The following is a 26624-nucleotide window of genomic DNA, read 5'->3' as shown; positions in this document are numbered from 1 at the left end:
CGATCGGTAAACCTTGGGGGCGGAAATGTCCGCCGTGGTCAGCCGCGGATCGCACCGATCAGGAATTCGATATTACCCTCCGGGCCGGTGATCGGACTCGGCACCACGCCTATGACGTGCCAGCCCTGTTCGGTGAGCCAATCCGTCACGGCTTCGCAGACGCGGGTATGCACGGCGGGGTCACGGACGACCCCGCCCTTGCCCACTTCCTCGCGCCCCGCCTCGAACTGCGGCTTGATGAGCGCGCATAGACGGGCCTTCGGTCCGGCGAAGCTCAGGGGGCGTTCCAGCACCTTGGTCAGACCGATGAAGCTGGCATCGCAGACGATCAGGTCGATCGGTTCGGGTATGTGCGCCGCGGTCACGATGCGGGCGCTGGTCTGTTCATGAACGACGACGCGGTCGTCCTGGCGTAGCTTCCACGCCAGTTGGTTGGTGCCGCTGTCGATCGCATAGACGCGGGCGGCGCCACGCTGGAGCATCACGTCGGTGAATCCGCCGGTGGACGAGCCGACATCGATCGCCACCGCGTCCGTCACGTCCCAGCCGAAATGATCGAGGCCATGCGCCAGCTTGATACCACCCCGCGACACCCAAGGATGGTCGCGGCCCCGGACGTCGAGCAGGATATCGTCCGCCAGCTGCTGGCCGGGTTTGTCGATCTTGCGATCACCCGCGAAGACCAGCCCCGCCATGATGAGCGCCTGCGCCCGTGCCCGCGATTCGACGAGGCCCCGGTCGACGAGCATCTGGTCCGCGCGCAGTTTGGCCATGGCGCGGCCCTACGGCGAACACATGCTCCGGTGCAAGGAGAGCGACATGGCCGGGTTTGCGATGCGATGTCCGGCGGGTAAGGCGATCGGCATGATGATGACGAGACGGATGGTCGGCGGCATCGCGGCTGCGGCCTGCGCGCTGATATCGAGCCGCGATGGCCGGGCGGAGGTCGCCGCATTCGATTTGGCAGGGCCGCGCTTGACGATGACGGTGAAGCATGGCGGCGTCACCTTGCCGATCACGCAGGTGCCCAATCTGTCGGCGGGCGATGAAGTGCTGGTCCGCGCCGACCTGCCGGTCGATCAGGGTGCACGTTATCTGCTGGTCGTCGGTTTCCTGCGTGGCGCGACCAACCCGCCGCCCAAGAACTGGTTTTTCAAGGCGGAGACGTGGAAGCCCAAGAAGCGTGACTTGCGGTTGACCGTGCCGAAGGGCGCGCAACAGGTCGTCGCGTTCCTGGCGCCGGAGACAGGCGGTGATTTCGGGACGTTGATCGGTGCGGTGCGGGGACGGCCGGGAGCATTCGTGCGGGCGTCTCAGGACCTGAACCAGGCGGCGCTCGACCGGGCGCGGCTCGATACCTACGTCGCCGGGATCAACCGTCGCGATGCGGAGGGTGGTAGCCGGGTCGAGGTCGCCTCCCCCTTGCTCGCGCGCAGTCTGGCGATCCAGTTGAAGGCAGATTGTCTGGCGAAACCGGCGGAGTTGCAGGCGGGCTGCCTTACCGCGGGTCGCGACTCGCTGGTGTTGAGCGACGGGCATAGCAGCTCGCTGGCCGAGGCATTGACCGGCACGCCGACCGATCTCGCGTTTCAGGTGGCGGCCACACCGCAGGGCGGGTTGGGTTATTACAGTCCGTACATCGGCGTGGTGCGCGACGTGGCGCGCATCCTGGGGGCGTTTCGGACCGCAAATTACCAATATATCCCCGCGCTGGCGACGCATGACGGCAATGCGCTGGCGCTGCTGCTGAATGCCGCGCCGTCTTTCAACAAGCCGCAATCGGTGCTGGTCGCGGCGCTGCCACCGGTTGGGCCTGTGTCCCTGCCGCCTCTGAGAGCCACGGAGCCGGCGGCGCGATATTGTCTGGCACGGCCGGGACTGGCGTTGCCGGTGGAGGGCGCGCCGCTGATCTATGCCACCCGCTATGCCCGCAATGTCGCGCTGCGCGTGGCGGGTCGGGATGGCCGCGAGATCGATCTGCCGGTGGTGGCGGATGCGGAGAAGGGCGGTTTCGTGGTGAAGGGCGATCTGCCACGCGCCGCCGCGTTCGAGCCGGAACTGACCGGGCGGCTGCATGGCGACTGGGGCTTCGTCCCCTTCGATGGTCCCCGGTTTGCGTTGCAAAGCCCCCAAGGGCCGTCATGGCATCCCGCCGATGTTGACGGCGCGACGCTGGTGGCGGGACGCGACAATGCGCTGGTGCTGACGGGCGCGGCGCCGGCCTGTGTCGCGAATATCGAGGTAAAGCTGCCGGGCGGCAGTACGCGGGCGGTGACGTGGGAGCAGCGCGGCGCCAATGGGCTGACGGCGAAGCTGCCGCTGGGCGACGTGCCGCCGGGCGAGGTCACGGTGCGGATCGGGCAATATGGTGTGGCCGATCCGATCGAACTCAAGCTGACCGCCTATGCCGAGGCGAGCCGGATCGATTCGTTCACCCTACATGCCGGCGACCGGTCGGGTGTGCTGGCAGGCGCGCGGCTGGACAAGGTGGCGGCGCTGACGATCGACGGCACCCGCTTCGTACCCGGCGCGCTGGCGCGGGTGGAGGGGGGCGACCGGCTAACGCTGACTGCCGATGCGTCGCCGGCGCTGTCGGTGGGCGATGCAAAGACGGGCAAGGTGACGCTGGTCGACAAGCGGATCGTCAATGCGCGGGTGACGGTGGCCCCGCCCCGCCCGGCCGCGACGCTGATCGGGCGGAGCGTCACGGTGCCGGCGGCGCCCGTCGCGATTGCGCTGCCAGAGGGGGTGGTATCGCAATATGGCCGCCTCACCTTTTCGCTGCGGGCGGCGGGTAGCACACGGTTCGCACCGGATGACCGCGTCGAGATCGCGACCGGCGGTGACGCGACGACGGCGGTCGGGGTCAGCTTGCAGGACCCGCAGGTGGCGGTCGTCAGCGTGATGCCGGGGTCGGTGCCGGGCGCGGGGGCGTTGCGGTTCCGGCTGGTGCAGAGTGGCGCAGCGGGGGACTGGCAACCACTGGGTACGCTGGTTCGGGTGCCGACGTTGCGGACGATGACCTGCAAGGACAGTTGTATCGTCACGGGCAGCGACCTGTTTCTGCTGCGATCGGTGGGCGGTGTGGCGGTGCCGGAGGGCTTTACCGGTGACAGCCTGACCGCGCCGAAGCCGGCCAGCGGCCCCCTGCCCGTCAGCCTGCGCGATGCGCCCGATGTGGCGGCCAGTATCGAGGTGAACCGATGACGACCCATGAGATCGAGACGATCGAAAGCCGCACGGCCTATCGCAACCGCTGGATGCATGTCCGCGAGGATCAGGTGCGGCGGGCGGATGGATCGACCGGCATTTACGGCGTGGTCGAGAAGCCCGACTTCGCGGTGATCGTGCCGGTGGATGCGGATGGGTCGCTGCATCTGGTGGAGCAGTACCGGTATCCGGTGAAGGGCCGGTACTGGGAGTTTCCACAAGGGGCGTGGGAGCATGCACCAGACGCCGATCCGGTCGAGCTGGCCCGCGGAGAACTGCGCGAGGAGACGGGATTGGTCGCGGGGCGGATGACCCGGATCGGGCATCTGTTCACCGCGGTCGGTTACTCGACGCAAGGGTGCCATGTGTTCCTGGCGGAGGAATTGACCCGGACGGAGACGGCGCTGGAGGTGGAGGAACAGGGCCTCGTCAGTGGCACTTTCGCGCGGGAGGCGGTGATCGCGATGATCCGGGACGGCACGATCAAGGATGCGACGACGGTGGCGGCTTTGGGTCTGATCGACCTGATGCGGGGCGGCTGATCGCTGGAAAGTTAGGCTAAAGTTAGGCCTAAACCGGTTCCATCCAAACGACGGTGACCGGACATTCGGAACCCTTGCCCGTCCTTGTATGGCCGGGCTTCCAACAAAAAAAGGCCGGGACTAGCCCGGCCAAAAGTTTTTAGGAGAGGATGCCTGAAAGGCGAGTTCCTTTTGCAGTGCAGCGAACATTAAATCAATTGCTTTATGCATTATTCAGCATGCAAAGATTGCAATCGGTTGTCCGGGCCTAGTTCGCCCCGCAGCTGACCGGCCCCGGCGGGGCGCTGGCGATACGGATGCCCGAGATATCGATGTCGAGCTTGCCGGCGGTTTCCATCATGAAACTGCGCGTGACCTTCTTCATGTCGACGCCGCCATCGGCGAAGCAATGCAATGGCACGGCCATCGTACCCCAGCTGTTTGCCGCCGCGGTCAGCGCGCCGCCGACCGGCACGGTGGCGGTCTTGCCGCCCTCCATGCCGATCGTCACCGGGCCGGTTGGCTTCGTGCGCAGGCGGTAATCGACGACGATGCTGAGCTGGCCGTTGCTTTCGCGGCTGACGTCGATCGGCATCGCCTGTTCGACCGCGAGACGACCCTTGCCGGTGCCGCTCCACGCGAGGCGAAGCGAGTCTTCCTGCGCGCTGCGATCGGTGCGGGTCAGGACGACGGCGCCAGTCGTCTCCAGCCGGGCACCGGCGGCGGCGCGGCCGCGGGTGAACAGCGCGTTCTGGTCGCCGCTAGTCACGGCCGGGCGCGCCTCGTCCAGCTTCGCCACCGTCGCTGGCGCGGCATAGTTCAGGCCGTAACCGATCGGGAACAGCGGGTCGTAGTTCGGGTCGCGCTTGTTCAGGACATATTGATCGAGCCGCTTCGGCCAGCTGAAGCTGAGCTTGCCGTGGAAGTCGCGCTGCGGCCGGCCGTTCTTGCCAGCGACCAGCACGTCAGCGACGCCGCCCCCCTCGGTGCCGGGCAGGAACGCGGCGACAAAGGCATCGGCGACGTTCATTTCCGGATTCACCCAGAGCGGCCGGCCCGACAGGAACACCGCGACGGTGGGGATGCCCGCCGCCTTCAGCTTCTTCAGCAAGGCGAGGTCGGACTTGTCCTCCGGACTGTATTCGAGCGTCGGGCGATCGCCGGTAAATTCGGCGTAGGGGGTTTCGCCAAACACGACGACGGCGACATCGGGCTTCGCGGCATAGCTGCCGTCCGTCGAGAGCGTCGCCTTGCCGCCGGCGGCACGGATCGCCTGATCCATGCCGGACCAGATCGACTGGCCGTTGGGGAAATCCTTGTTCTTCACGTCGGTCCCCTGCCACGTGATCGACCAGCCGCCCGACTGGACGCCGATATCGTCCGCCGCGCGACCGGCGACGAGGATGTTGGCGCCGGCCTTCAGCGGCAGGACGCTACCGTTGTTCTTCAGCAGGACGAGCGATTCGGCGACTGCCTGACGCGCGATCGCGCGGTGTTCGGGGCTGCCGAGCAGGTCGAACTTGCCCGCGGTCGGGCGCGACGAGGGGCGACCCGCCTCGAACGTGCCGGCCAGCACCTTCACGCGCAGGATGCGGCGGACCGCGTCGTCAAGGCGCGCGGCCGTGATCTCGCCCGACTTCGCCTCACGCAACGTGTTGTCATAGAGCTGTTTCCAACCGGGGCCGGAATACATGAACATGTCGAGGCCGGCGTTGATCGCGGCCGGGCAATCCTCGTTGGTGCAGCCCTGCACCTGACCATGCGCGTTCCAGTCGCCGATGGTGAGGCCGTCGAAGCCCCAACGCTCTTTCAGCACACCGGTCAGCAGGCTCTTGTTGCCGGTCATCTTCTCACCGTTCCAGCTGGAGAAGCTGGGCATTACGGTGAGCGCACCGGCCTCCAGCGAGGTGCGATAGCCGGCGGCGTGGACGTCGCGCAGCACCGCTTCAGGAACGCGGGTGTCACCCTGATCGCGGCCGCCGGTGCCGCCATCACCCAGGAAATGCTTCACCGAGGAGATGACATGGCCGGGCTTCATGAAATCCTGACCGACGACACCCTGGATGCCCTCGACCATCTGGCCGGCATAGGAAGCGACGATCGCGGGGTCCTCGGAATAGCTTTCATAGGTGCGGCCCCAGCGATCGTCCTGCACGACGGCGACGGTGGGCGCGAAGCTCCAGTCGATGCCGGTCGCGGCGGTTTCAGCGGCGGTGGCGGCACCGATGCGCTTGATAAGCGCGGGATCGCGCATCGCGCCAAGGCCGATATTATGTGGGAATAGCGTGGCGCCGACGATGTTGTTGGCACCGTGGACCGCATCGGTCCCCCAGATGACGGGGACGACGGGGCGACCGTCGGTGCGCTTGACCGAGGCGTCGTAGAACGCGTCGAACAGCTTCAGCCATTCGGGCGCAGGAGCCAGTTCGTCGTTGTTCGGGGCCGAATTGCCGCCGTTCAGGATCGAGCCGAGCTTGTAGGTTTCAAAGTCCTTGGGCGTGATGCTGGCGATGTCGACCTGAAGCAACTGGCCGACCTTGTCCTCGATCGACATGCGTTTCAGCAGGGCATCGACGCGGGCCTCGACCTTGGGATCGGGCTTGCGCTTCAGGTTCAGGAGAGGCCATTGTGCGGGGTGGGCCACGGGCGACAGTTGCTGCTCCGCCGTCTGCCCGGCCATTGCCTGTTGAGCCATCAGGGGCGCGGCGGCCACCGTCGTCAGCACCAGACCCATCGCCGCACCGGCGACCCATATCGTGTTGCGCATCGTCATCTGCCCTTCGCATCCTCTGCATATCGTTGCCGTCTGGTCTGCGGCGCGTAGCGAACCAATGCCATGATGACGCCCTCTGTCAATAATTCGTATTTCAATTTGGCTTTTTCCGATCGCTGTGCTTGATGCCGCGCGGGCGGCGGCAACGACCGCGATACGGGAGGATGACATGCGCAAGGCACGGACGGCGGCGGTATCGCGCTCGGCAAGACTGGGAATTTTCGCGACCGTCCTGGCAAGCACCCTGCCCGCGATCGCGACGGCGCAGACCTATGGCCCGATCAACGCGGACCTGCCCCCCGGCGGCGACAGCTACGTCCGCGCGATCGGTGGCGATGGTGCGGCGGCGGTGGCGGCACCGGCCTGGACGCTGTCGGGCTGGGTCGAACCGCGTGCCATCGCGACGGGCACCGTGCTGGTGGCAGGTTTCGGTGAGGCGGCGACGGGGCCCAGGCGGTATCTGGCGCTGACCGACGGCCGCCCGGCCCTCGTCACCGAGAGCGGCACGCTGACCGCGCCGGCGCGGCTGATGGCCGGCCGCTGGCGGTATGTCGCGGCAACGGTGGATAATGGCGTCGCGCGGTTGTTCGTCGATGGGCGGCAGGTCGCACAGGGTCGCGTCACCGCCGCGCCGGTTGCGCCCGTGGCGACGTTGGCGCCGCGTATCGGTGCGACGGCATTCGCCGGGCGGGTCGCGGGTTTCCAACTGGAGCAAGGGGCGTTGACTGCCGCCGATCTACGCGGCCGTGCCGTGACGCAGCCTGATGTTGCCACCATCACCTTCCAGACCGGCAGCCCGCATTGGCCGGTGCAGGTGCAGCAGATGTACGGGCAGAAGGTGCCGCAGGACGCGTGGACGCTACCCCGGTCGAAGGCGCCGATCCCCGCCCCCGTCGCCAAGCCGCTGCCGACCGGCCCCGCGCTGGTCGCGACCGCGCCGGGCAAGTGGGACATCGCCGGCTGGCGACTGGCGGAGGCGCCGACGGTGACGGCGCCGGGCGCGACGCTCAGCCGCGCGGGCTTCGACGCCAGCCGCTGGTATGCGGCGACGGTGCCGGGCACCGTGCTGACGACGCTGGTCGATCGTGGCGTTTATCCCGATCCCGCATACGGCCTGAACAACACCGTCATCCCCGAACGGCTCGCGCGGCAGGATTACTGGTATCGCAGCGAGTTCGACGTACCCGCCGATGCGGCGGGCAAGCGCCAGTGGCTGACCTTCAAGGGCGTCAATTACGCGGCCGAGGTGTGGGTGAACGGCGTGATGGTCGGCACGATGAAGGGCGCGTTCATCCGGGGCCGCTTCCCTGTGACGCTGGCGGCCGGGCGCAACGCAGTGGCGGTGAAGGTGTCGCCGCCGCCGCACCCCGGCATCGCGCACGAGGAATCGCTGACCGCCGGCGTTGGTGAGAATGGCGGCATGATGATGCTGGACGGCCCGACCTTCGTCGCGACGGAAGGGTGGGACTGGATTCCCAGCATCCGCGATCGCAACACCGGCCTGTGGCAAGGCGTGACTCTGGAGGCGACGGGCGCGGCGACGATCGGCGACGCGCATGTCGTGACCGCGCTGCCGCGGACGGACAATTCGGTGGCGGAGGTTGAGATCACGACGCCGGTATCGAACAGCGGCACCGCCCCCGTCACCGCCACGGTGCGCGCGACGTTCGACGACGTGACGGTCGAGAAGCAGGTGCAGCTTGCCGCCGGGCAAAGCGCCGATGTGGTGATGAAGCCGTCCGAGTTCCGGCAATTGTCGGTGCGCAATCCGAAGCTGTGGTGGCCGAACGGCTATGGCGAGCAGGCGCTGCACGACCTGACGCTGACCGCGACGGTCGATGGCCGGGCGAGCGACGAGAAGAAGCTGCGCTTCGGGATGCGGCAGGTGACGTACGACCTGTCGCTGATGGATCAGAAAGAGGAACTGGAGCGCGTGACGGTCGACCTGACCGAGGCGCGGGCGCTGGGCCAGAAGATCGTCGACGGATCGCATACCGGCATCCGCAAGGTGGCGGGCGGCTGGGCGGCGAGCCTGAAGCCGGGGGCGGAACGGTCGCCGGCCGTCACGCCGGCCAAGGACGATCCGCGCCTGTCGCCGTATCTGACAATCCGCGTCAACGGCGTGAAGATCGCGGCGCGCGGCGGCAATATCGGCATGGACGACTTCATGAAGCGCATCGATCGCGCGCATCTGGAACCGATGTTCCGGCTGCACAAGGACGCGCATCAGAACATCATCCGCAACTGGGTGGGACAGAATACCGAGGACAGTTTCTTCGATTTGGCCGACGAATATGGCCTGATGGTACTGAGCGATTTCTGGGAATCGACGCAGGACTATAACATCGAGACGCAGGACCCGGCGCTGTTCATGAAGAACGCGACGGACGTGGTGAAGCGCTATCGCAACCACCCTTCGATCGTCGTGTGGTTCGGGCGTAACGAGGGCGTGCCGCAGCCGATCCTGAACGAGGCGCTGGAAGACCTGATCCACCAGGAGGACGGCACGCGCCTGTACATGGGGTCGTCCAACCGGGTGAACCTGCAGAATTCCGGCCCGTACAACTGGCGGCCGCCGGTCGAGTATTTCACCACCCATGCCAAGGGTTTCTCGGTCGAGAGCGGAACGCCGTCGCTGCCGACGCTGGAGGCGTGGAAGCGGGCGATCCCGGCCGCCGACCAGTGGCCGATCAGCGATGCGTGGGCGTATCACGACTGGCACCAGACCGGGAACGGCGCGGTCAGTACGTATATGAACGCGCTGGCGACGCGGTTCGGGGCGGGCACCTCACTCGAGGATTTCGAGCGCAAGGCGCAGATGATGCAGTACGAGTCGTACCGCGCCATCTTCGAGGGGATGAATGCGGGTCTGTGGACCGAGCATTCCGGGCGGATGCTGTGGATGACGCAGCCGGCCTGGCCGTCATCGGCGTGGCAGATATTCTCGTCCGACTACGACACGCAGGCCAGCTTCTATGGCGTGAAGAAGGCGTCGGAGCCGGTGCACGTCCAGATGAACCTGCCCGATGGCAAGGTAGTGCTGGTCAACAACCGGTTGACCGACCTGCGCGGCGTGACGGTGTCGGCAAAGGTCGTCGATCTGGCTGGCAAGCCGTTGGCCGATCGCACCGCGACGATCACGGGCGCGCATGAGGCGGCGAGTGACGCGTTCACGCTCGACCTGCCACGCCTGACCGCAGGCGGCGTCGCGCTGATCGCGCTGAAGGCGACGGATGCGAAGGGCGTCGAGCTGTCTAACAACTTCTATTGGCAGGCGGCGACCGACGCGCAGTTCCAGGCGATGAACGCGCTGGCGCCGGTGACGCTGGAGACGACCGGCGCGCGGACGACGGTGGGCGACGAGACCGAGATGCGCGTGACGGTACGCAATCCGGGCGCGGTGCCGGCGATCGAGACGAAGCTGACCGTGATGAACGCGGATGGCACGCAGGTGCTGCCGGCGTATTTCTCGGACAACTATGTCTCGCTATTGCCGGGCGAAAGCCGGGTGGTGACGATCCGTTACCCGAGTGCCAAGGCGCGCGGCGAGACGGTGGCGCTTCGTGGCTGGAATTTCGCCCCCGCGACGGTACGATAAGAGGATATGATGATGAAAATGCTTGCTGCCACGCTGATGATATCGCTCCCCTTCGCCGCGCTGTTTGCCCAGACGCCCAAGCCGACCGCCGCCGAGCAGGAAGCGGAGGTGCGGTTGCATCAGGACTGGCCGTGGCTGGAACGGTATCGCGCCGCCAACGCCGCGCTGCCGACGCCGGACGCCAAGGTGCCGCGGATCGTGTTCATGGGCGATTCGATCACGCAGGGGTGGATCGACAAGGTGCCGGCATTCTTCACGCCCGGTCGCCTCGATCGCGGGATCGGCGGGCAGACGACGCCGCAGATGGTGCTGCGTTTCCGGCAGGACGTGATCGACCTGAAGCCGGCGGTGGTGCAGATCATGGCGGGGACCAACGACATCGCCGGCAACACCGGCCCGATGACGATCGAGCAGACGCATGCCAACATCATGACGATGGCCGAACTGGCGCGCGCGCACGGTATCCGCGTCATCCTGGCGTCGATCCCGCCGGCGGATCATTTTCCGTGGCGGCCCGGCCTCGCCACCGCGCCGCGCATCGCGCAGACCAATGCCTGGCTGAAGGACTACGCCGCGCGGACGGGCGCGACCTATGCCGATTACTGGACCGCGCTACATGACGGGCAGGCTTTGAAAGCGGCGTACACCTATGACGGCGTGCATCCGAACGATGCGGGATATCAGGTGATGGCGCCGGTCGCCGAAGCGGCGATCAAGGCGGCGCTGGCAAAGCCCGCCCCGAAGCCGATCGCGCGATGATCCTGCTCGCGCTGGCAACCGCCGTCGCGCAGCCGTCGGCCGTCGTCAGGACCGACGACGGGCCGGTGCGGGGCGAGGCGTTGGCCGCCGGTGGCGCGGTTTTTCGCGGCATCCGCTTTGCGGCGGCGCCGGCCGGGCCGTTGCGCTGGCGGGCGCCACGGCGGCCGGCGCGCTGGACGGTGCCGGTCGATACCACCCTGCCCCACGCCGCCTGCCCGCAATCGGACTATGGCGAATGGAACCGGGCGGCGGCGCAATCGGGGGCGGAGGATTGCCTGTTCCTCGATATCCGCACGCCGCGACTGGCGGCGTCGGCGAAACTGCCAGTGCTGGTGTGGATCCATGGCGGCGCCAATCGCGGTGGTGCAGGCGGTGGTACCGTCGAATCGACCATCACCGATACCGGGATCGTGCTGGTCAGCATCCAGTATCGGCTGGGGGCGCTCGGCTTCATGTCGCACCCCGCCTTGTCGGCGGAGCAGGGCGGCACATCGGGCAATTATGGGTTGATGGACCAACAGGCGGCGCTTGACTGGGTCCGCCGCAATATTTCGCACTTCGGCGGCGATCCGGCGAAGGTGACGATCGCGGGCGGATCGGCGGGGGCACAGGATGTCGGCTTGCAGATGCTGTCGCCCGGCGCGCGCGGCCTGTTCGCGCAGGCGATCGAGCAGAGCGGCACGGCCGGTTTCGGCGTCGCACCCCGCACCCTGGCGCAGAACGAGGGTGTCGGCATGCTGATCGCCAGCAAGGTGGGGCTGCCGCCCGCCGTCTCCGCCGCCGGTCTGCGCGCGGTGCCGGTCGAGCAAGTGCTCGCCGCGCAGGATGCGGTCGACGTACCAGATCTGGACGATGACAGCTTCATCTGGTTGCAGGCGGTGATCGACGGCCGCGTGCTGCGCGAGACGCCGGCGGCGGCGCTGGCGGCGGGGCGGATCAATCCGGCCCGCACCATCATCGGCGTCAACACGATCGAATTGTCGCTGCACGGCGGCCTGCCCGCCGCGCGTGCCACGATGACGCGGGAGTTCGGGGCGCAGGCGGGGCGCGCGCTGGCGCTATATGGCCTGCAGGCGGGTGGCACACCGGTCGCCGATCCGCGAATGGGCGACGTGACCGCGCAACTGGCGAACGACCTGACGTTTCGCTGCCCCACCGTCGCGGTGTCGCAGCGGCTGACGGCGCAGGGCATACCCGTGTGGCAATATCAGTTCGACCACGCCGCGCCGGGCGGCAGCGTGACGCATGGCAGCGAATTGTCGTCGGTGTTCAATACCGTGCCGGGCGCGCCGCTAAGGGCGTATTGGACCAATTTCGTCCGTACCGGCGACCCGAACGGTGCCGGCCTGCCGCAATGGCCCCGATATGACGTGAAGGAGCGCGGATATCTGTCGGTCGGGCAGGAGGGGCCGGTCGCGGCGCGCGATCTGCGCGGGGATATCTGCGCGTTGCGCGATACGCCTTGAGCTCGGTGGGGCGCTTCGCCGTACTGTTTCAACGACAAGACGAGAGCGCTGATACGTTTTTTCGGTTGCGGCGAAGATGACGCAGACCAACGCCACTTAGGCCACTTCCCCGGCGGAGCCCGGGGAAGCAGGATTGTTTGGCAGGGGTTGCGGTTTTCGCTGACGACTTGTTCGTCAGTGCGAGCGTAGCCGGGCTACCCAGAGCCACGCGTTACGCCTGGGTTGCTTCGCTACGCTCGCAATGAACGCTCGCACAACAACAAGCAGACACGATCGTCGATCACATCGTCAAAGGGTCCGGCCCCAACCGGCCGTCCGGCCGGTCCATCGTGTCGATCCGGGCGATGTCGTCATCGTCCAGCGTCAGGTCGAGCGCGGCATAATTATCGCTCAGATGCTCGGCACTCGATGCCTTGGGGATGACCGACAGACCCTTGGCGAGATGCCACGCGATCACGACCTGCGCGGCGCTGCGGCTGTGACGATCGGCGATGGCGGTGATCGTCGGATCGGTCAGCAGGTCCTTGCCCTGTCCGATCGGGCTCCAGCTTTGGGTCACAATGCCGTGGGCCTCATGATAGGCGCGCAGGTCACGCTGCTGGAAATGGGGGTGGAGTTCGATCTGGTTGACCGCCGGCGTCACGCCCGTCGCGGCGATCAGCGCATCGAGATGCTCGGGCTGGAAATTGCAGACGCCGATCGATCTCGCCTTGCCCGCCTCGCGCAGCGCGATCAGTGATTTCCACGCGTCGACGTACAATCCCTGCGCGGGTGACGGCCAGTGGATCAGATATAGGTCGACCGCGTCGACGCCGAGCAGCGCGAGGCTTTCGTCCATCGCGGCGTCGACGTCGTCCTGCCGATCGTTCCACAATTTCGTGGCGATGAAGACGTCTTCGTTGGCGATGCCGCCACCGACACCTAGTTCATTGCCATAGATCGCGGCGGTATCGACCAGTCGGAAACCGGTATCCAGACCACGCCGCACCACCATCGCAGCCTGCGCATCGGGAATCTGCCACGTGCCGAGGCCGAGTTGCGGCATCGAGCGTCCATCGTTCAGGGTCATGTCCATATTCGTCCAACCGTTGCCACCCCGGCCGGTTCCGGCGATTGACCAGCGGGGCCGCATCGGCCAATCCCCCGGCCCATGTTCGAAAAGATCCTCGCCGCGCTGGCCGGCTTCACCATCTGGGTGATTTCCTCCGGTGGTTATCTCGGCATCGCGGCGTTGATGGCGATCGAAAGCGCCTGCATCCCCCTGCCGTCAGAGATCATCATGCCGTTCGCCGGCTATCTGGTATCGACCGGGCGGTTCGATCTGTTCCTGGCGGCGACGGCCGGGGCGCTGGGGTGCAATCTCGGCTCGATTGTCGCGTATGAGGTGGGCAAGCGCGGCGGGCGGCCGATGGCGGAGCGGTGGGGCCGATACCTGCTGATCGGTGCGGACGAGCTGGATGCGGCGGATCGCTTCTTCGCGCGCTGGGGCAATATGGCGGTGCTGATCGGGCGGCTGTTGCCGGTGATCCGTACCTTCATCGCGTTTCCAGCCGGCGTCGCGCGGATGCCGCTGATCCCGTTCCACCTGTACACGTTTCTGGGGTCATGGCCGTTCTGCCTAGCGCTGACGTGGATCGGCATGACGCTGGGCGACAAGTGGAACAGCGATCCGCGATTGAAGGCTGCGTTCCATCAGGCCGATCTGGCGATCGGGCTGGTACTGGTCGCGGCGATTGGTTTCTATGTCTGGCACCGCGTGCGCGGGATCAGGAAAAACCGCGTCTGATTCGCCACACCAGCAAGGCGAGCAAAGGCAGCGCGCAGGTAAGGTAGAGTTCGAACCCGTGCCACGTCGTCCAGCCCAACCACTCGCTAGGCCAGGTCCGTATGTCGCCGCGTCGGAAGCGCAGATCGAACACCGCCGACCATAAGGGGAAACGATATTCGGGAGGGGCGAAGATCTCGGCTGCGGCGACGATAAGGTTGATCGCCATCGACACGCCGAGCAGCGTTGCCGCCGCCCATCGCTGCCATCCGTGCTTCAGCTCGGACCAGAAGGTTGCAAGGCCCAGCGACAACAGGCCCGCGAGCGGCATTGCATGACGCGGGCCGGTGGCGTTGCCGCCATCCCAATAGACATAGGCGGCATTCACCAACAACGCGATCGTCACCACCGCCATCGCCACCAAGCCGATCGCCCGCGTCCGCCGCACATCCGCGAGCGCCGCCAATCCCAGCGGCGCGAGCAGTAGCACCGGGGCCACCCAGAACAGGCCGCGCCGGTCGCCGAACAGGACCTCGAACAGCACCGGCACCTTTGGCACCGTCAGGCCGAACAGCCCCTGGTGCATCCCCTCAAACCCCTTCACCCCGGCATAGGCGATGCGGAACGGCGTCCCGAACGCGATCAGGTTGTAGGCGAGCAGCGGCAACAGGCCGACCACACCGCCCGCGATCGCCAGCGCGAGCAGCCGCGCGCGGTTCGGGTGCGTCCGGATGCTCCACGACGCCCAGATCGCGATGGCCGATCCGGCCAATACCGCCTGATATTCGACCACGACCGCCCCACCAAGGGCGAGGCCGCCAAGCAGCATCAGGCCTGATCGTCCACTGGTCGCTGCGCGATGAAAAGCCCAGACGGCGATCACATACAGCGCCGCGACGGGGGCATGGCCGGTGATCGTGGTGGACCAGCCCCAGATCGGCGTGCCGAGCGCATAACCCAGCGCGGCGAACAGCGCGGCGGCGGCACTGCCCGTCAGCCCCAACGCCAGATCGTAAAGCAGGACCGCCGCGATCGCGGTCAGCAGGGCGGGGCCGGACGCCGCCGCGAGCCGGAGGCGCAGGCGCAGAAACGGCCCCATTCGTGGATCGATCATCGTCTTGTCGATGCCGGCCGACCGCTCGCCCGTTGCCCATGTCGCCACGGCTACGGCGGGCAGCGCCATCAGGGTCATGCCCGGCGCCTTGTCGAGATAGACGTGACCGTCAAATTCCGCCTTGTCGATCGTCATCGGCGCGAACTCGTCGATCACCGCGTCGCCATCCTCGACCAGACTGATCGCGGCGAACAGGCGGGTGGCGTTGTTGGGGTTGAATTCCCACGATCCGAACCATGCCGCCGACAGCCAGACGAGGAGGAACAGCAGGATCGGCGTGGTGCGCGTGCGGGTCATGCGAACAACCACCGGCCGAGCAGGCGACCGAACGGAAAGGTGAAGAACCCCGCGATCAACAGACCGCCCGTGACGAGGATGCGGATACCGCGACGATGCGCGGCGATCCGGTGCTGGCGCGCGGATCGCCAGATCAGCGGTACCTGAATGGCGGTCACGGCGGACAGGATGTAGATCGGGCTGAGGCCGCCGCCGGTGCGGATGCCGAATGAGAGGATCGCGGTGGCGAACATCGACGCCAGCCACGCCATACCCCACCGCCGATGACGCACATCGCCGCGTGCCCGCAACAGCATGAACGGGGTCAGCAGGAGCGCGATCAGGATGGTGGCGAGATGCGCCCAGATGATCGCCGGCACCATCGGCCAATCGGGGATGCCGCGCCCGATAGCGACGATCGCCACACCAGCGAGGATGACCGACGCCGCCGCCAATATCCGGTCATACACGGTCGGCGCGATACCGATGCTTGTCCCTGCCCGCCCGATCGTCGTCGCCATGTCGTCCCCCCGAACCGTTGCGGTGGCTAGGCGACGGGCCCGCGCCGGTAAAGCGGGAAGGTGGTAGTGCGATCAGCGCGCGTCGTTGGCCTCTGCGTTGCGGGCGCGGTTGGCGGCGCGGTTGGCGCGGACGGATTGCGCGAAGCAGCCGGTGGCGCCGCCGGGGCCGACGGGCGAGCAGCTGCCGATCGTGTTCACGCCGCTGCCCGTGTTCATCGTATCCTGCGCGCGGGCCGCCCAACTCTGGTTCTGGGGCGTCACTTCGAAATTGCGGAGTTCCTTGGGGACGCGGAATTGTTCTTCCTGCGACCGGCGTTCGCAGATCACGATCTCGTCGCCGTCCGCGTTGGTGGGGCAGCGTTCGTTGCCGTACAGCACCAGCACGCCGTTAACGGGCGCGCCGCGACCGACGCTGGCCTGTTGCTGGACCGGGCGGGGCCGTTCGAGACCGGGGAGCGCCGGTTGCGCAGGCTGGGGCGCCGCGACCGGGCGGGCGGGCGTCTCGCCGCCCGTCTGTTGCGCCATCGCTGGTTCGGTCAGCGCCAACAGGACCAGGATCGCCGTCTTCATCGCTGCCACTCCCATCAGATCCTCTTCGCCGCCGCAATCGCAACCTTGCACCCCAACCGGATCATGCCGCTGAGGACTGGATAACCGAAGGCGTTCTCTGCGCCCGATGCCAGGGCGTGGTCGCGGTGTTCCAGTTCCTCGGCCTGGAAATCGGCGATCGCCGCAGACAGTTCCGGGTCGCTGTCGCCCAATTCCACGAGCTGTTCGGCATAATGCTTGTCGATCTCGGTTTCGACCGCCGCCGTGCAGGCCATCGCCGCATCCGGCCCCATCGCCGCCGTCACCGCGCCGAGCGCAAAGCCGGCCACGTTCCATAACGGCTGAAAAAGCGTCGGCCGCACACCGCGTTCGACGATCATGCGGTCGAAGAACGCCTGATGCCGCTCCTCCTGCACCGCCATGTGATGGATCGCGCGGGCGGCGGGGTGCCGGTCGCCCAGCACCGCCAGTTGCCCGGCATAGATGCGGGTCGCGCCGAATTCGCCGGCTTGATCGACACGGATCATCGCCTTCGTCGCTTCGCGACGGTCGCCTGGTTTCCAGCTCATGCCCGTTTCCTCATCATCAGGGCCAAGATGGTGATCGCGCCGGCGATCGAAAAGATGGCGTTGAAGCCCGCCAGCGAGATGCCCGCCAACGTCCACGGTGCGTGGTCGCAACGGACCAGCGGCGCCTTCATGATCGCGTCGAGCCGCTGCGCCGGCGCGAGGCCGGTGAAATCGACCGTCGAGGAGCAGGCGGTGAAGCCCGGCCACCAACCAGATTCGACCCCGGCATGGGCCACGGCAATCGCGCCCGACGCGGCGATCGCCAGCGCCGCCAGCAGCACCAGCGCACCACGCCCGCGACCGGCGGGGATCAGGAACGCGACGCCCGCCAGCACCAGCGCGGCATAATGCGGCCAGCGTTGCCAGTGACACAGCTGGCACGGATAAAGCCCGCCCAGCAATTGCGCGCCCCATGCGCCCGCCAGCAGTGCGGCGGGGAGCAGAAACGCGAGCCAGCGCGCCGTGGTCGGCTTCGTCATGCGGCGCGCATCACTTAGTCGCAGGCTTCACGACGGGCTTCGTCGCAGCGGCGACCTGCGCCGGGCCACCGAGCCGGGCGACCGTCTTCAGCGCATAGTTCAGCTGGAAATCCTCCACGCCCTGCTTCTTCAGGGCATCGGCGGTGGCGGTGAAGCGGGGATCGTCCTTGCTGTCCTCTTCCAGCTTGCCGTTATCGAGCTTCGCCTCGTTCATCAGGTGCTGGCGCAAGTCGGCCTCGCGCACCACTGGCCGGTCCTTGTAATCAGGGTCTGAGAGCTGCGGTACGCGGATGTCTGGTTCGATCCCGCCCTCCTGCACCGAATGGCCCGACGGGGTGTAATAGCGCGCGGTCGTGATCTTCAGTGCGCGCTGCGGCCCCAGTTCGATCACCGACTGGACCGAGCCCTTGCCGAAGCTGCGCTCACCCATCACCAGTCCGCGATGATGATCCTGTAGCGCGCCGGCGACGATCTCTGAGGCCGAGGCGGTGCCGGCATCGGTCAGCACCACGACCGGCAGCCCCTTGGCCGCGTCGCCCGGGAACATGCTTTCCGCATAATAGCGATCGATGTCGGTGCCGCGCCCGCGCTGCGACACGATCTCGCCATGGTCGAGAAACAAGTCGGACACCGCGATCGCCTCGGTCAGCAGGCCGCCGCCATTGTTGCGCAGATCGACGACATAGCCGAGCGGCTTGTGGCCCAGCGCCGCCGTGATCGCGGCGATCGCCGCGCGCGTCTCGACGCCGGTATCCTTCGAGAAGGTGTTGATGTTGATATAGCCGACGTCGCCGCGAACTTCCCACTTCACAGGTTTCTGCACGATGCGTTCGCGCACCATCGTCACGTCGAGCGGCTTGTCGCGACCGGCGCGGACCAGTGACAGCGTGATCTTGCTGCCGGCTGGTCCGCGCATCTTCGTCACCGCCTGATCGAGCGTCAGGCCGTAGGCGAGTTCGCCGTTGATGCGCAAGATCAGATCGCCCGCCTTGATCCCGGCACGGTCACCCGGCGTATCTTCCTGCGGCGAGATGATCTTCACGGCACCGTCGTCCATCCCGACCGTCAGGCCCAGGCCGCCATAGGCGCCATCGGTCATGATGCGCAGATTGTCGTATTCGATTCCCGTCTCGTACACCGAATGCGGGTCGAGCGAGGCGAGCATGCCCTGGATCGCCCCCTTGATCAGCGTCTTGTCATCGACCTTGTCGACATAGTTGGCCTTCACGCGGTTGAAGACGTCGAGGAACTGATCGAACTCACGGAAAGTGTCGGTATCCGCCGCCGCCATCGCCGCAGTCGCCAGCGGAATGGCGGACATCGCGGCGACGATCGCGGTAGCAGTGAGAAGCGGACGGCGCATCTATGTCCCTGACGAGCAAAAGTGAATCAGGCTATCGTAGCGAGGATTGAGCCGCGATCAAAGCAGCGTCCCGGTTAATGTCGCCTGACCGGGTGGCGGTGCATCACCCGATCAGGGCCACCATGTCCATCGGCTGGCCGCGCCGGCGCAATTCGACGGTGACGCGGGGATAATCCCCGCCCGCCGCTCGGCCGATCGGATCGCCCATCCGCACGGTTCCGCCAACCGCGACGATCGGTTTGGCCAAGCCGGTGACGAGGCTGGTCCAGCCATCACCATGATCGACGATCACGATGCCGCCATAGCCGCGAAAGCCCTGCGCATAGCGGACCGTACCGCCGGCGGGGGCGACGACGGGCGTACCCGCCGGCACCGCGAAGGTCAGCCCGCGCGACCGGACGCCGGCGGCGGAAATCTCACCAAACCCCGTGACCAGTCGCCCCGCCACCGGCAGGCGATAGGCACCGGTCGGCCGCGCTGGCCCGACGCTGCCCGCCGCCACCGGGCGCGGCACGGGGCCGGTCAGCGCCGTGAGACCGGCGACGATGGCCTGCCCTTCCCCCTCCTCGGCCAACCGATCGACCAGATCGCGGGCGCGTTCGCCCAAGGCCAAGGCGCGGTCCTGCTCGGATAGCGCTCCGCGACCGAGCGCCGCTGCGCGTTCGCGGTGCTGGCTCTCTAACTGGGCGAGCGCCGTCCGTTCCCGGTCGAGCCGCGCTCGCGCCGCATCCAGCGCATCACGCGCCTGTGTCGCCTGCGCCAGCAGGGTACGCGTCCCGTCCAACTGGCCGCGGACCGCCGCAGTGAGGGCGCGGACCGCCGGCATTACGGTACCGAGCACCGCGCGGATATGTACCAGATCGTCGATCGACCCTGGCTGCATCACCGCCACCGCCGCCGGCTGGCGCGCCAAGGATTGCAGGGCGGCAAGCAACCGCGCGACGGGTGCCTGTTCGGCGGCCAATCTCGCGCGACGCTCGGCGAGCCGGCGATCGACGATCGCTGCTTTCGCCGCCGCGCTGCGCAGGCCCGCCGCCGCGACCGCGACCCTTGCGGTGAGGCCACGCCGTTCGACCGCCGCCTGTGCCGCCGCATCGCTTTCCGCTGCCGCCGCCGCTTTCAGCCGGTCGGCGCGTGCGCTGGCGGCCGCGGCCTCCTGCTGCGCGCGCAATAGCGGATCATTGGCATCGGCCGGTGCGTGCGCGGCGACGCTGGCGGTCAGCGATATCGCCAGCATCGCGCGGACGGACGGACGCCACATCCGCCTTACCCCTCGCGGTGATAGGGATGATTGGCGAGGATGCTGGTCGCGCGGAACAGCTGTTCGGCCAGCATCGCGCGGGCCAGCAGATGCGGCCAGGTGGCGCGTCCGAACGACAGCAACAGGTCGGCCTCGGCACGGGCAGGCTCGTCGAAGCCGTCCGCCGCGCCGAGCAGGAACCGTGCCTCGCGCACGCCATCGTCACGCCAGCGGCCCAGCCGTTCGGCAAAGGCCATCGATCCCATCACCTCGCCCTTTTCGTCCAACAGGATGCGCTTGCCCTGCGCCACGGCCACGGGTTCACGACCGCCGGTGTCGGGCAGTTCGGTGATCCGGGTCGGCCAGGCGATCCGCTTCATATAGCGGTCGACCAGCTCACCCTCGGGCGAACGAGCGATCCGCCCGCGGGCGACGATATGCAGCAACAACGGCGTCAGCCGCGCGTCGGCTCCGGCGGTGGCGCGTCACCGAACGACCACATCCGCTCCAGATTGTAGAACGAGCGCACTTCGGGCCGGAACAGGTGGACGATCACGTCGCCGGCATCGATCAGCACCCAGTCGGCGGTCGGCAGACCCTCGATCCGGGGGCTGCGCCCCTGTTCGGCCTTGATCCGCTCGGACAGCTTGGCCGCCATCGACGCGACCTGACGGGTCGAGCGACCGCTGGCGATCACCATGAAATCGGCGATGCTCGATTTGCCGGCGAGCGGGATCGAGATCGTTTCCACCGCCTGATCGTCGTCGAGCGACGACAGGATCAACTGATGCAGCGCCGCGACTTCGGCGGGATCGGAGGGACGGGGCGTGGTAGAGGAAGTGGCCAAGAGAGTTCCTTGAAAAACCGGCCGTCCGCTAATCATAGCGGCGGTGCCAGTCGGGGTCACCGGCACGCAGGCCGGTTGCGGACGTCGGATCGGGGCGAAAGCGCAAGAGCACCAATGCCGGCAAACTCCACATCGTCCAGGTCTTCGCGGCCGACCGCGGTCTGACATGGCGCCGCAGCCAGGCCATCGCGGGTGCCGCGAGGGCGCGGCCGTCATATCCCGGACGCGCCACGACCGCAATCGGGATCGCACGCGCGATGCCGCGCCAGTCGCGCCAGCGGTGGAACTGGGCCAGATTGTCGGCACCCATGATCCAGACAAACCGACGTTTGGGGTAGCGCCGCTGCAATTTGCGGATCGTATCGACCGTGTAGCGGGTGCCTAGTTTGGCCTCGATCGCGGTCGCGCGGATCGGTGCGCGGCGGGCCATCGCCCGTGCGGAGGCGAGTCGCGCGGGCAGCGGCGCCATGCCGGCGGCGGGTTTCAGCGGATTGCCAGGCGACACCAGCCACCACGCCTCGTCCAGCGCCAGCGCGCGCATGGCGGCCAGCGTGATGCCGCGATGGCCACGATGGGCGGGATTGAACGATCCGCCGAGCAGGCCGGTGCGGATCAATGTACGACCTGCCAGTCGGCGCGTTCCTGATGAATGCGCAGACCCATCACGGTATCACAAGGCGCATGACGGGCGATTAACGTAGCACAGGACCAACGGGCAGCACGCAAAGCCCGGCGCGCCTGCTGCTTCAACCGCGCACCTGCCCGGTGCCGCGCCCGACCCATTTGTAGGTCGTCAGCCCCTCCAGCGCGACGGGACCGCGGGCGTGCAGCCGGCCGGTGGCGATGCCGATCTCCGCGCCCATACCGAACTCGCCGCCATCGGCGAACTGGGTGGAGGCGTTCCATAGGACGATGGCCGAATCGACTCTTGCCAGGAATTGCTCGGCCACGTCAGCGTCCGCCGCGACGATGGCGTCGGTGTGGTGCGAGCCATGCGCGGCGATATGGGCGATGGCGCCGTCAAGGCCGGCGACCAGTGCGACCGATGCGATGGCGTCGAGATATTCGGTATCCCAGTCCGCCGCCGTCGCTGGTGCGACCGTCGCCAGCCGCTGGACAGCGTCGTCGCCGCGAACCTCACAACCGGTCGCCGCGAGCGCGTCGACCAGCGCCGCCGCGTGCGGATAGTCGCGGTCGATCAGCAGCGTCTCCATCGCGCCACAAACGCCGGTGCGGCGCATCTTGGCGTCAATCACCACCACTTCCGCCATCATGGGATCGGCAGAGGCATGGATGAAGATGTGGTTGATGCCGTCGAGATGCGCGAGCACCGGCACCCGTGCGTCGGCCTGTACGCGCGCGACGAGGCTCTTGCCGCCGCGCGGTACGATCAAATCGATCAGGCCCGTTGCCGTCAGCATCGCCCCCACCGCCGCACGGTCGGTCGTCGGCACCAATTGCACGGCGTCGCGTGGCAGACCCGATTCGGCCAAGCCATCGGCGAACGCCGCGTGCAGCGCGCGGTTGCTGGCGCGCGCTTCCGATCCGCCGCGCAGGATCGCGGCGTTGCCGCTCATGACGCAGAGCGCGGCGGCGTCGGCGGTGACGTTCGGTCGGCTTTCGAAGATGATGCCAATCACGCCGATCGGCACGCGCACCCGTGTGAGCGTCAGGCCGTTCGGCCGTTCGCGCGTGTCGATCGCCGCGCCGACCGGGTCTTCTAGCGCCGCGACCGCCGCGATCGATTCTACGACGCTGGTCAGACGAGTGTCATCGAGGCGCAGGCGGTCGAGCAACGCGCCGCTCAAACCGGCTTCGGTGGCGCGCTCCATATCGTCCGCATTGGCGGCCAGGATCGCCGCCGATTGCGCGCGGATGGTGTCCGACGCGGCGCGCAGTCCGGCCCGTTTGGTCGCGGTTGGCAGAGCCGCCAAAGTAGCGGTGGCGAGCCGCGCGCGGGCACCCATCGTGGCGATCAAGTCGGTCGGATTCTGCGTATCGGCCATCGCCGCGCGCTAGCATGCGAAGCGCCCTCGCACGATAGGGCATCGTTCGTTATGACCGGCGCCAGCGACCGGGGGGTACGACAGACATATGGCAACGATCGGACATTTAGACACGACGGGTGCGGGCGGCGCCGCGGCGCACCATCATGATCACGCGGGCGGGCATTGTTTGAACTGCGGCGCGGCGCGGGTCGGCGATTTCTGCCACGATTGCGGTCAATCGGGCCATGTCCATCGCACCATGGGGGCGATCGGCCACGAACTGGCGCACGGCGTCTTCCATTTCGAAGGCAAGATCTGGCGGACGCTGCCGATGCTGCTGTTTCATCCCGGCGCCCTGACCCGCCGCTATATCGATGGTGAGCGGGCGCGGTTCGTATCGCCGCTGGCGCTGTTCCTGTTCATCCTGTTCGTGCTGTTCGCGATGTTGAGCGTGATCGGTGCGCATCTGGAACTGCCCGAGCTCGAGGAGAAGCAAGGTCACAGCGCGCGGGTTAAGATCGAACAATCGATCGCCCGAAACGGCGAGCAAATTGCCCGCCTGACCACCGAACGCGCCCGCGCCGCCACGCAGGCCGACCGCGATGCAATCGATGCGCGCATCGCCGAGCGGCAGCGCGATACCGCCGCGACGCAGACCGTGCTCGCCACCATGGAAGGCGGCAAGCTTTCGGGGCTGGAAAAGGTTCGTACCGGCTGGAAGCGTCTCGATAAGGGATTGGCAAAGGCGGCCGAGAATCCCAACCTGATGCTCTATAAACTGCAATCCAATGCGTATAAATTCGCCTGGGTGCTCATCCCGTTATCGCTGCCATTCATGTGGATGCTGTTCCCGTTCAGCCGCCGCTTCACGACGTATGATCACGCGATTTTTGTTACCTATTCGCTGTGTTTCGTCAGCCTGTTCGGCATCGCGCTGAGTCTGGCGGGCATGAACGGGGCGACGGGCGGTCTGTTGATGGTGTTCGCATCGATCGCCATCCCAATCCACATGTACAAGCAATTGCGCGGCACCTACCAGATCGGGCGGTTGGGCGCTGCGCTCCGCACGGTGCTGATGTTCGTGGCCGCCAACGTGGCCTTGGCTGGTTTTATAACATTGCTGATGGGGCTGGGACTGGTCGGGTAGTAACCTATCAGTGGCAAGGAAAGCGTTTGGCGAGTACCTTGCCGTAACCATCTTTCAGCGGGCGGCGCTTGTCGGCGGCGGGCAGCGCGGCAAGACCGTCAAGCATTTCCTCGATCCCGATCGACTCGCCTTCGGGTACGCACGCCAGCGCCGGCTTTCGCGCCGCCAGCCGGGCGGCGTTCTCCGCCTTCAACTGGTTCTTTGCCAGACGGGCTTCTTCGCGAAGCACCTGAAAATCGGGGGACAACATAGCGCCAATGCCCTGATCGCGTAGCGCATTGGCGCGGGTGAGAAAGGTGCCGACGGTCATCGCCGCATTCGCCGGCGATGCCACCGCGATTGCGAGGAGCGGCACCGCGATCCGGGCGACGAGGGGAGTATGAAACGACATGGGCCAGCCTTCCAGTTCAGGAAGACCGGCCCATGCCAAACCCCGGCTTTCCCGAGGCTTAACGGTGTAAGGTCATGCGCCCATCGGGCTCGGATTGCCGAACGGCCCCGATGGCCGACGCGTCTTGGGGATCGAGGTACCGGCGGCTGGCACCGAGGCCGCCTTCGGGCCCTGATCCATCCGCCCGATTTCTTCGCCAGCGATCAGCTTCTTGATCTCGTCACCCGACAGCGTCTCGTATTCGAGCAGTGCGCCGGCCAGCAGATGTAACTGATCCAGATGATCGGTCAGCACCTGCTTCGCTTTGGTCAGACCGCCCTCGACGATCGCCTTGATCTCGTCGTCGATCAACTGCGCAGTCGAATTCGACATGCGCACCGGCTGCGAGGACGAATAACCGAGAAAGCTTTCGCCCTCCGGCTGGGCATATTCGACCGGACCGACCTTGTCCGACATACCCCATTTGGTGACCATGTCGCGGGCCAGACCCGTCGCATACTGAATGTCGCCGGACGCGCCCGAGGACACCTTGTCATAACCGAAGATCACTTCCTCGGCGACGCGGCCACCCATGGCGACGGCCAAGTTCGCGTACATCTTGTCGCGGTGATAGCTGTAGCTGTCCCGCTCCGGCAGGCGCATCACCATACCCAGCGCACGACCGCGCGGGATGATCGTTGCCTTGTGGATCGGGTCGGATGCCGGCTCGTGGATCGAGACGATAGCATGGCCCGCCTCGTGATAGGCGGTCATCCGCTTCTCGTCCTCGGTCATGACCATGCTGCGACGCTCGGCGCCCATCATGACCTTGTCCTTGGCTTCCTCGAACTCGCCCATCGCGACCAGCCGCTTGCCCTTGCGTGCGGCAGTCAGCGCCGCCTCGTTGACGAGGTTCGCGAGATCGGCACCGGAGAAGCCCGGTGTTCCGCGTGCGATCGTGCGGGCATCGACGTCGGGTGCCAACGGCACCTTCTTCATGTGCACTTCGAGGATCTTGATCCGGCCTTCGATATCCGGGCGAGGTACGACGACCTGACGATCGAAGCGGCCCGGACGAAGCAGTGCGGGGTCGAGCACGTCGGGGCGGTTGGTCGCCGCGACGATGATGATACCCTCGTTCGCCTCGAAGCCGTCCATCTCCACCAGCAACTGGTTAAGCGTCTGCTCGCGCTCGTCATTGCCATTGCCGAGGCCGGCGCCGCGATGACGACCGACTGCGTCGATTTCATCGATGAAGACGATGCAGGGGGCAGACTTCTTGGCCTGTTCGAACATGTCACGCACGCGGCTTGCACCGACACCGACGAACATCTCGACGAAATCCGAACCGGAGATGGTGAAGAACGGCACGCCTGCCTCACCCGCGATGGCGCGGGCGAGCAGCGTCTTGCCCGTGCCGGGCGAACCGACCAGCAACGCACCCTTGGGAATCTTGCCGCCGAGGCGGGCGAACTTGGTGGGATCCTTCAGGAAGTCGACAATCTCGACCAGTTCCTCACGGGCCTCGTCGATGCCGGCAACGTCGTCGAACGTCACCTTTCCTTCCTTCTGTGTCAGAATCTTCGCGCGGCTCTTGCCGAAGCCCATCGCGCCATTGGCGCCGCCGCCCTTCTGCATCTGACGCAGGACGAAGAACGCGATGCCGAGGAACAGCAGAAACGGCAGCGACTGATACAGCAGGACCATCCAGATCGACGGACCGTCTTCCGGCTTGGCGGTGATCGTGACGCCCTTTTCGCGCAGCTTCGCGACCAACGTCGAATCCTGCAGCGGGTAGGAGCGGAACTTCTCGCCGCTGGTCATCGTGCCCGTGATGATATCGCGACTGATGTTGACATCGCGCACCGTGCCCTCGTCAACCTTATCCAGGAAGGTCGAATAGGCGATCTGGTTGCCCGATGTCGTGGTGCTGCGCCCATCGACCATCGTCACGAACAGCGCCAGGCCGAGCAGGATACCCACCCAGATCAGCAGGCTCTTCATCCAGGGATTGCTCCCGTTGTTGTCGGGGCCGGGCTGCTTGTCGTTGTCGTTCATGGGCACAGGGC

The 26624-nt window shown here is 66.7% G+C and carries 23 protein-coding genes; 7 read left to right on the top strand and 16 right to left on the bottom strand.

The window, feature by feature from the left end:
* Window positions 1-38 precede the first annotated feature (38 nt).
* Window positions 39-773, bottom strand: a complete 735-nt coding sequence (locus ASG67_RS01880) for a TlyA family RNA methyltransferase (RefSeq protein ID WP_056524462.1) — start codon at window positions 771-773, stop codon at window positions 39-41.
* Between the two features lie 46 nt (window positions 774-819).
* Here ASG67_RS01880 and ASG67_RS01875 point away from each other — a divergent pair, with 46 nt between their 5' ends.
* Window positions 820-3207, top strand: a complete 2388-nt coding sequence (locus ASG67_RS01875) for a hypothetical protein (RefSeq protein WP_235534998.1) — start codon at window positions 820-822, stop codon at window positions 3205-3207.
* Window positions 3204-3752, top strand: a complete 549-nt coding sequence (locus ASG67_RS01870) for an NUDIX domain-containing protein (protein WP_056524460.1) — start codon at window positions 3204-3206, stop codon at window positions 3750-3752. Before ASG67_RS01875 ends, ASG67_RS01870 begins: the two co-directional genes overlap by 4 nt.
* 247 nt (window positions 3753-3999) lie before the next feature.
* On the opposite strand, the gene ASG67_RS01865 is transcribed toward ASG67_RS01870, so the two are convergent.
* Window positions 4000-6504: a glycoside hydrolase family 3 protein gene (locus ASG67_RS01865; protein ID WP_082543241.1), complete on the bottom strand. Its 2505-nt coding sequence runs from the start codon at window positions 6502-6504 to the stop codon at window positions 4000-4002.
* A gap of 169 nt (window positions 6505-6673) precedes the next feature.
* On the opposite strand from ASG67_RS01865, the gene ASG67_RS01860 reads away from it, so the two are divergent.
* Genes ASG67_RS01860 through ASG67_RS01850 form a run of 3 tightly spaced genes read left to right on the top strand, consistent with a single transcriptional unit; the run spans window position 6674 to window position 12327 of the window.
* Window positions 6674-10102 carry a glycoside hydrolase family 2 gene (locus tag ASG67_RS01860; protein WP_056526258.1) on the top strand — a complete coding sequence of 1143 codons (3429 nt, stop codon included), beginning with the start codon at window positions 6674-6676 and terminating at the stop codon, window positions 10100-10102.
* A gap of 18 nt (window positions 10103-10120) precedes the next feature.
* Window positions 10121-10861 (top strand): SGNH/GDSL hydrolase family protein, encoded by a 741-nt coding sequence (locus ASG67_RS01855; protein ID WP_156460646.1) that lies wholly within the window; start codon window positions 10121-10123, stop codon window positions 10859-10861.
* Entirely contained in the window at window positions 10858-12327 is a 1470-nt protein-coding gene (locus tag ASG67_RS01850) for a carboxylesterase/lipase family protein (RefSeq protein WP_056524454.1), read from the top strand. The genes ASG67_RS01855 and ASG67_RS01850 overlap by 4 nt, the downstream gene beginning before the upstream one ends.
* A gap of 280 nt (window positions 12328-12607) precedes the next feature.
* Here ASG67_RS01850 and ASG67_RS01845 read toward each other — a convergent pair whose 3' ends face one another.
* The gene (locus ASG67_RS01845) at window positions 12608-13402 is read right to left on the bottom strand and encodes an aldo/keto reductase (RefSeq protein WP_056526255.1); all 795 of its coding nucleotides are present in this window, start codon (window positions 13400-13402) and stop codon (window positions 12608-12610) included.
* A gap of 75 nt (window positions 13403-13477) precedes the next feature.
* On the opposite strand from ASG67_RS01845, the gene ASG67_RS01840 reads away from it, so the two are divergent.
* Window positions 13478-14113 carry a DedA family protein gene (locus ASG67_RS01840; protein ID WP_056524451.1) on the top strand — a complete coding sequence of 212 codons (636 nt, stop codon included), beginning with the start codon at window positions 13478-13480 and terminating at the stop codon, window positions 14111-14113.
* Here ASG67_RS01840 and ASG67_RS01835 read toward each other — a convergent pair.
* From ASG67_RS01835 to ASG67_RS01785, 11 genes are all read right to left on the bottom strand, one after another.
* Window positions 14094-15503: a glycosyltransferase family 39 protein gene (locus tag ASG67_RS01835; protein ID WP_056524447.1), complete on the bottom strand. Its 1410-nt coding sequence runs from the start codon at window positions 15501-15503 to the stop codon at window positions 14094-14096. The two genes, ASG67_RS01840 and ASG67_RS01835, sit on opposite strands and share 20 nt — an antisense overlap.
* Window positions 15500-16003: a hypothetical protein gene (locus ASG67_RS01830; RefSeq protein WP_056524446.1), complete on the bottom strand. Its 504-nt coding sequence runs from the start codon at window positions 16001-16003 to the stop codon at window positions 15500-15502. The genes ASG67_RS01835 and ASG67_RS01830 overlap by 4 nt, the downstream gene beginning before the upstream one ends.
* A gap of 72 nt (window positions 16004-16075) precedes the next feature.
* Window positions 16076-16573: a hypothetical protein gene (locus tag ASG67_RS01825; protein ID WP_056524443.1), complete on the bottom strand. Its 498-nt coding sequence runs from the start codon at window positions 16571-16573 to the stop codon at window positions 16076-16078.
* Between the two features lie 14 nt (window positions 16574-16587).
* On the bottom strand, window positions 16588-17121 hold the full coding sequence (locus ASG67_RS01820) for a demethoxyubiquinone hydroxylase family protein (protein ID WP_056524440.1): 534 nt from the start codon (window positions 17119-17121) through the stop codon (window positions 16588-16590).
* Entirely contained in the window at window positions 17118-17600 is a 483-nt protein-coding gene (locus ASG67_RS01815) for a disulfide bond formation protein B (protein WP_056524437.1), read from the bottom strand. Before ASG67_RS01815 ends, ASG67_RS01820 begins: the two co-directional genes overlap by 4 nt.
* 10 nt (window positions 17601-17610) lie before the next feature.
* Window positions 17611-18963, bottom strand: a complete 1353-nt coding sequence (locus ASG67_RS01810) for a S41 family peptidase (RefSeq protein ID WP_056524434.1) — start codon at window positions 18961-18963, stop codon at window positions 17611-17613.
* A gap of 103 nt (window positions 18964-19066) precedes the next feature.
* Complete coding sequence (locus ASG67_RS01805) at window positions 19067-20224, bottom strand: murein hydrolase activator EnvC family protein (RefSeq protein WP_056524429.1); 1158 nt, start codon at window positions 20222-20224, stop codon at window positions 19067-19069.
* A 5-nt stretch (window positions 20225-20229) separates the two neighbouring features.
* Window positions 20230-20652 (bottom strand): 23S rRNA (pseudouridine(1915)-N(3))-methyltransferase RlmH, encoded by a 423-nt coding sequence (locus ASG67_RS01800; RefSeq protein WP_056524426.1) that lies wholly within the window; start codon window positions 20650-20652, stop codon window positions 20230-20232.
* 5 nt (window positions 20653-20657) lie between these two features.
* Window positions 20658-21086, bottom strand: a complete 429-nt coding sequence (rsfS, locus tag ASG67_RS01795) for a ribosome silencing factor (protein ID WP_056526252.1) — start codon at window positions 21084-21086, stop codon at window positions 20658-20660.
* Window positions 21079-21666, bottom strand: a complete 588-nt coding sequence (locus ASG67_RS01790; protein WP_056524423.1) for a nicotinate-nucleotide adenylyltransferase — start codon at window positions 21664-21666, stop codon at window positions 21079-21081. The genes rsfS and ASG67_RS01790 overlap by 8 nt, the downstream gene beginning before the upstream one ends.
* A gap of 130 nt (window positions 21667-21796) precedes the next feature.
* Complete coding sequence (locus tag ASG67_RS01785) at window positions 21797-23056, bottom strand: glutamate-5-semialdehyde dehydrogenase (protein ID WP_056524421.1); 1260 nt, start codon at window positions 23054-23056, stop codon at window positions 21797-21799.
* Between the two features lie 88 nt (window positions 23057-23144).
* Between ASG67_RS01785 and ASG67_RS01780 the strand changes: the two genes are divergently transcribed.
* Entirely contained in the window at window positions 23145-24185 is a 1041-nt protein-coding gene (locus ASG67_RS01780) for a DUF3667 domain-containing protein (RefSeq protein ID WP_082543240.1), read from the top strand.
* Between the two features lie 7 nt (window positions 24186-24192).
* Here the strand turns inward: ASG67_RS01780 and ASG67_RS01775 are convergent, their stop codons facing one another.
* Together ASG67_RS01775 and ftsH are read right to left on the bottom strand one after the other, a co-directional pair.
* Window positions 24193-24576, bottom strand: coding sequence for a hypothetical protein (locus tag ASG67_RS01775; protein WP_235534997.1), 384 nt, complete (start codon window positions 24574-24576; stop codon window positions 24193-24195).
* Window positions 24577-24648: 72 nt separating this feature from the next.
* The gene (ftsH, locus tag ASG67_RS01770) at window positions 24649-26613 is read right to left on the bottom strand and encodes an ATP-dependent zinc metalloprotease FtsH (RefSeq protein ID WP_056524416.1); all 1965 of its coding nucleotides are present in this window, start codon (window positions 26611-26613) and stop codon (window positions 24649-24651) included.
* Between the last annotated feature and the right edge of the window lie 11 nt (window positions 26614-26624).

Source organism: Sphingomonas sp. Leaf339 (genome assembly GCF_001426195.1).
Taxonomy (GTDB): Bacteria; Pseudomonadota; Alphaproteobacteria; order Sphingomonadales; family Sphingomonadaceae; genus Sphingomonas.
The sequence above is the reverse complement of the archived record's forward strand: the minus strand, read 5'-3'. Positions and strand labels throughout refer to the sequence as shown.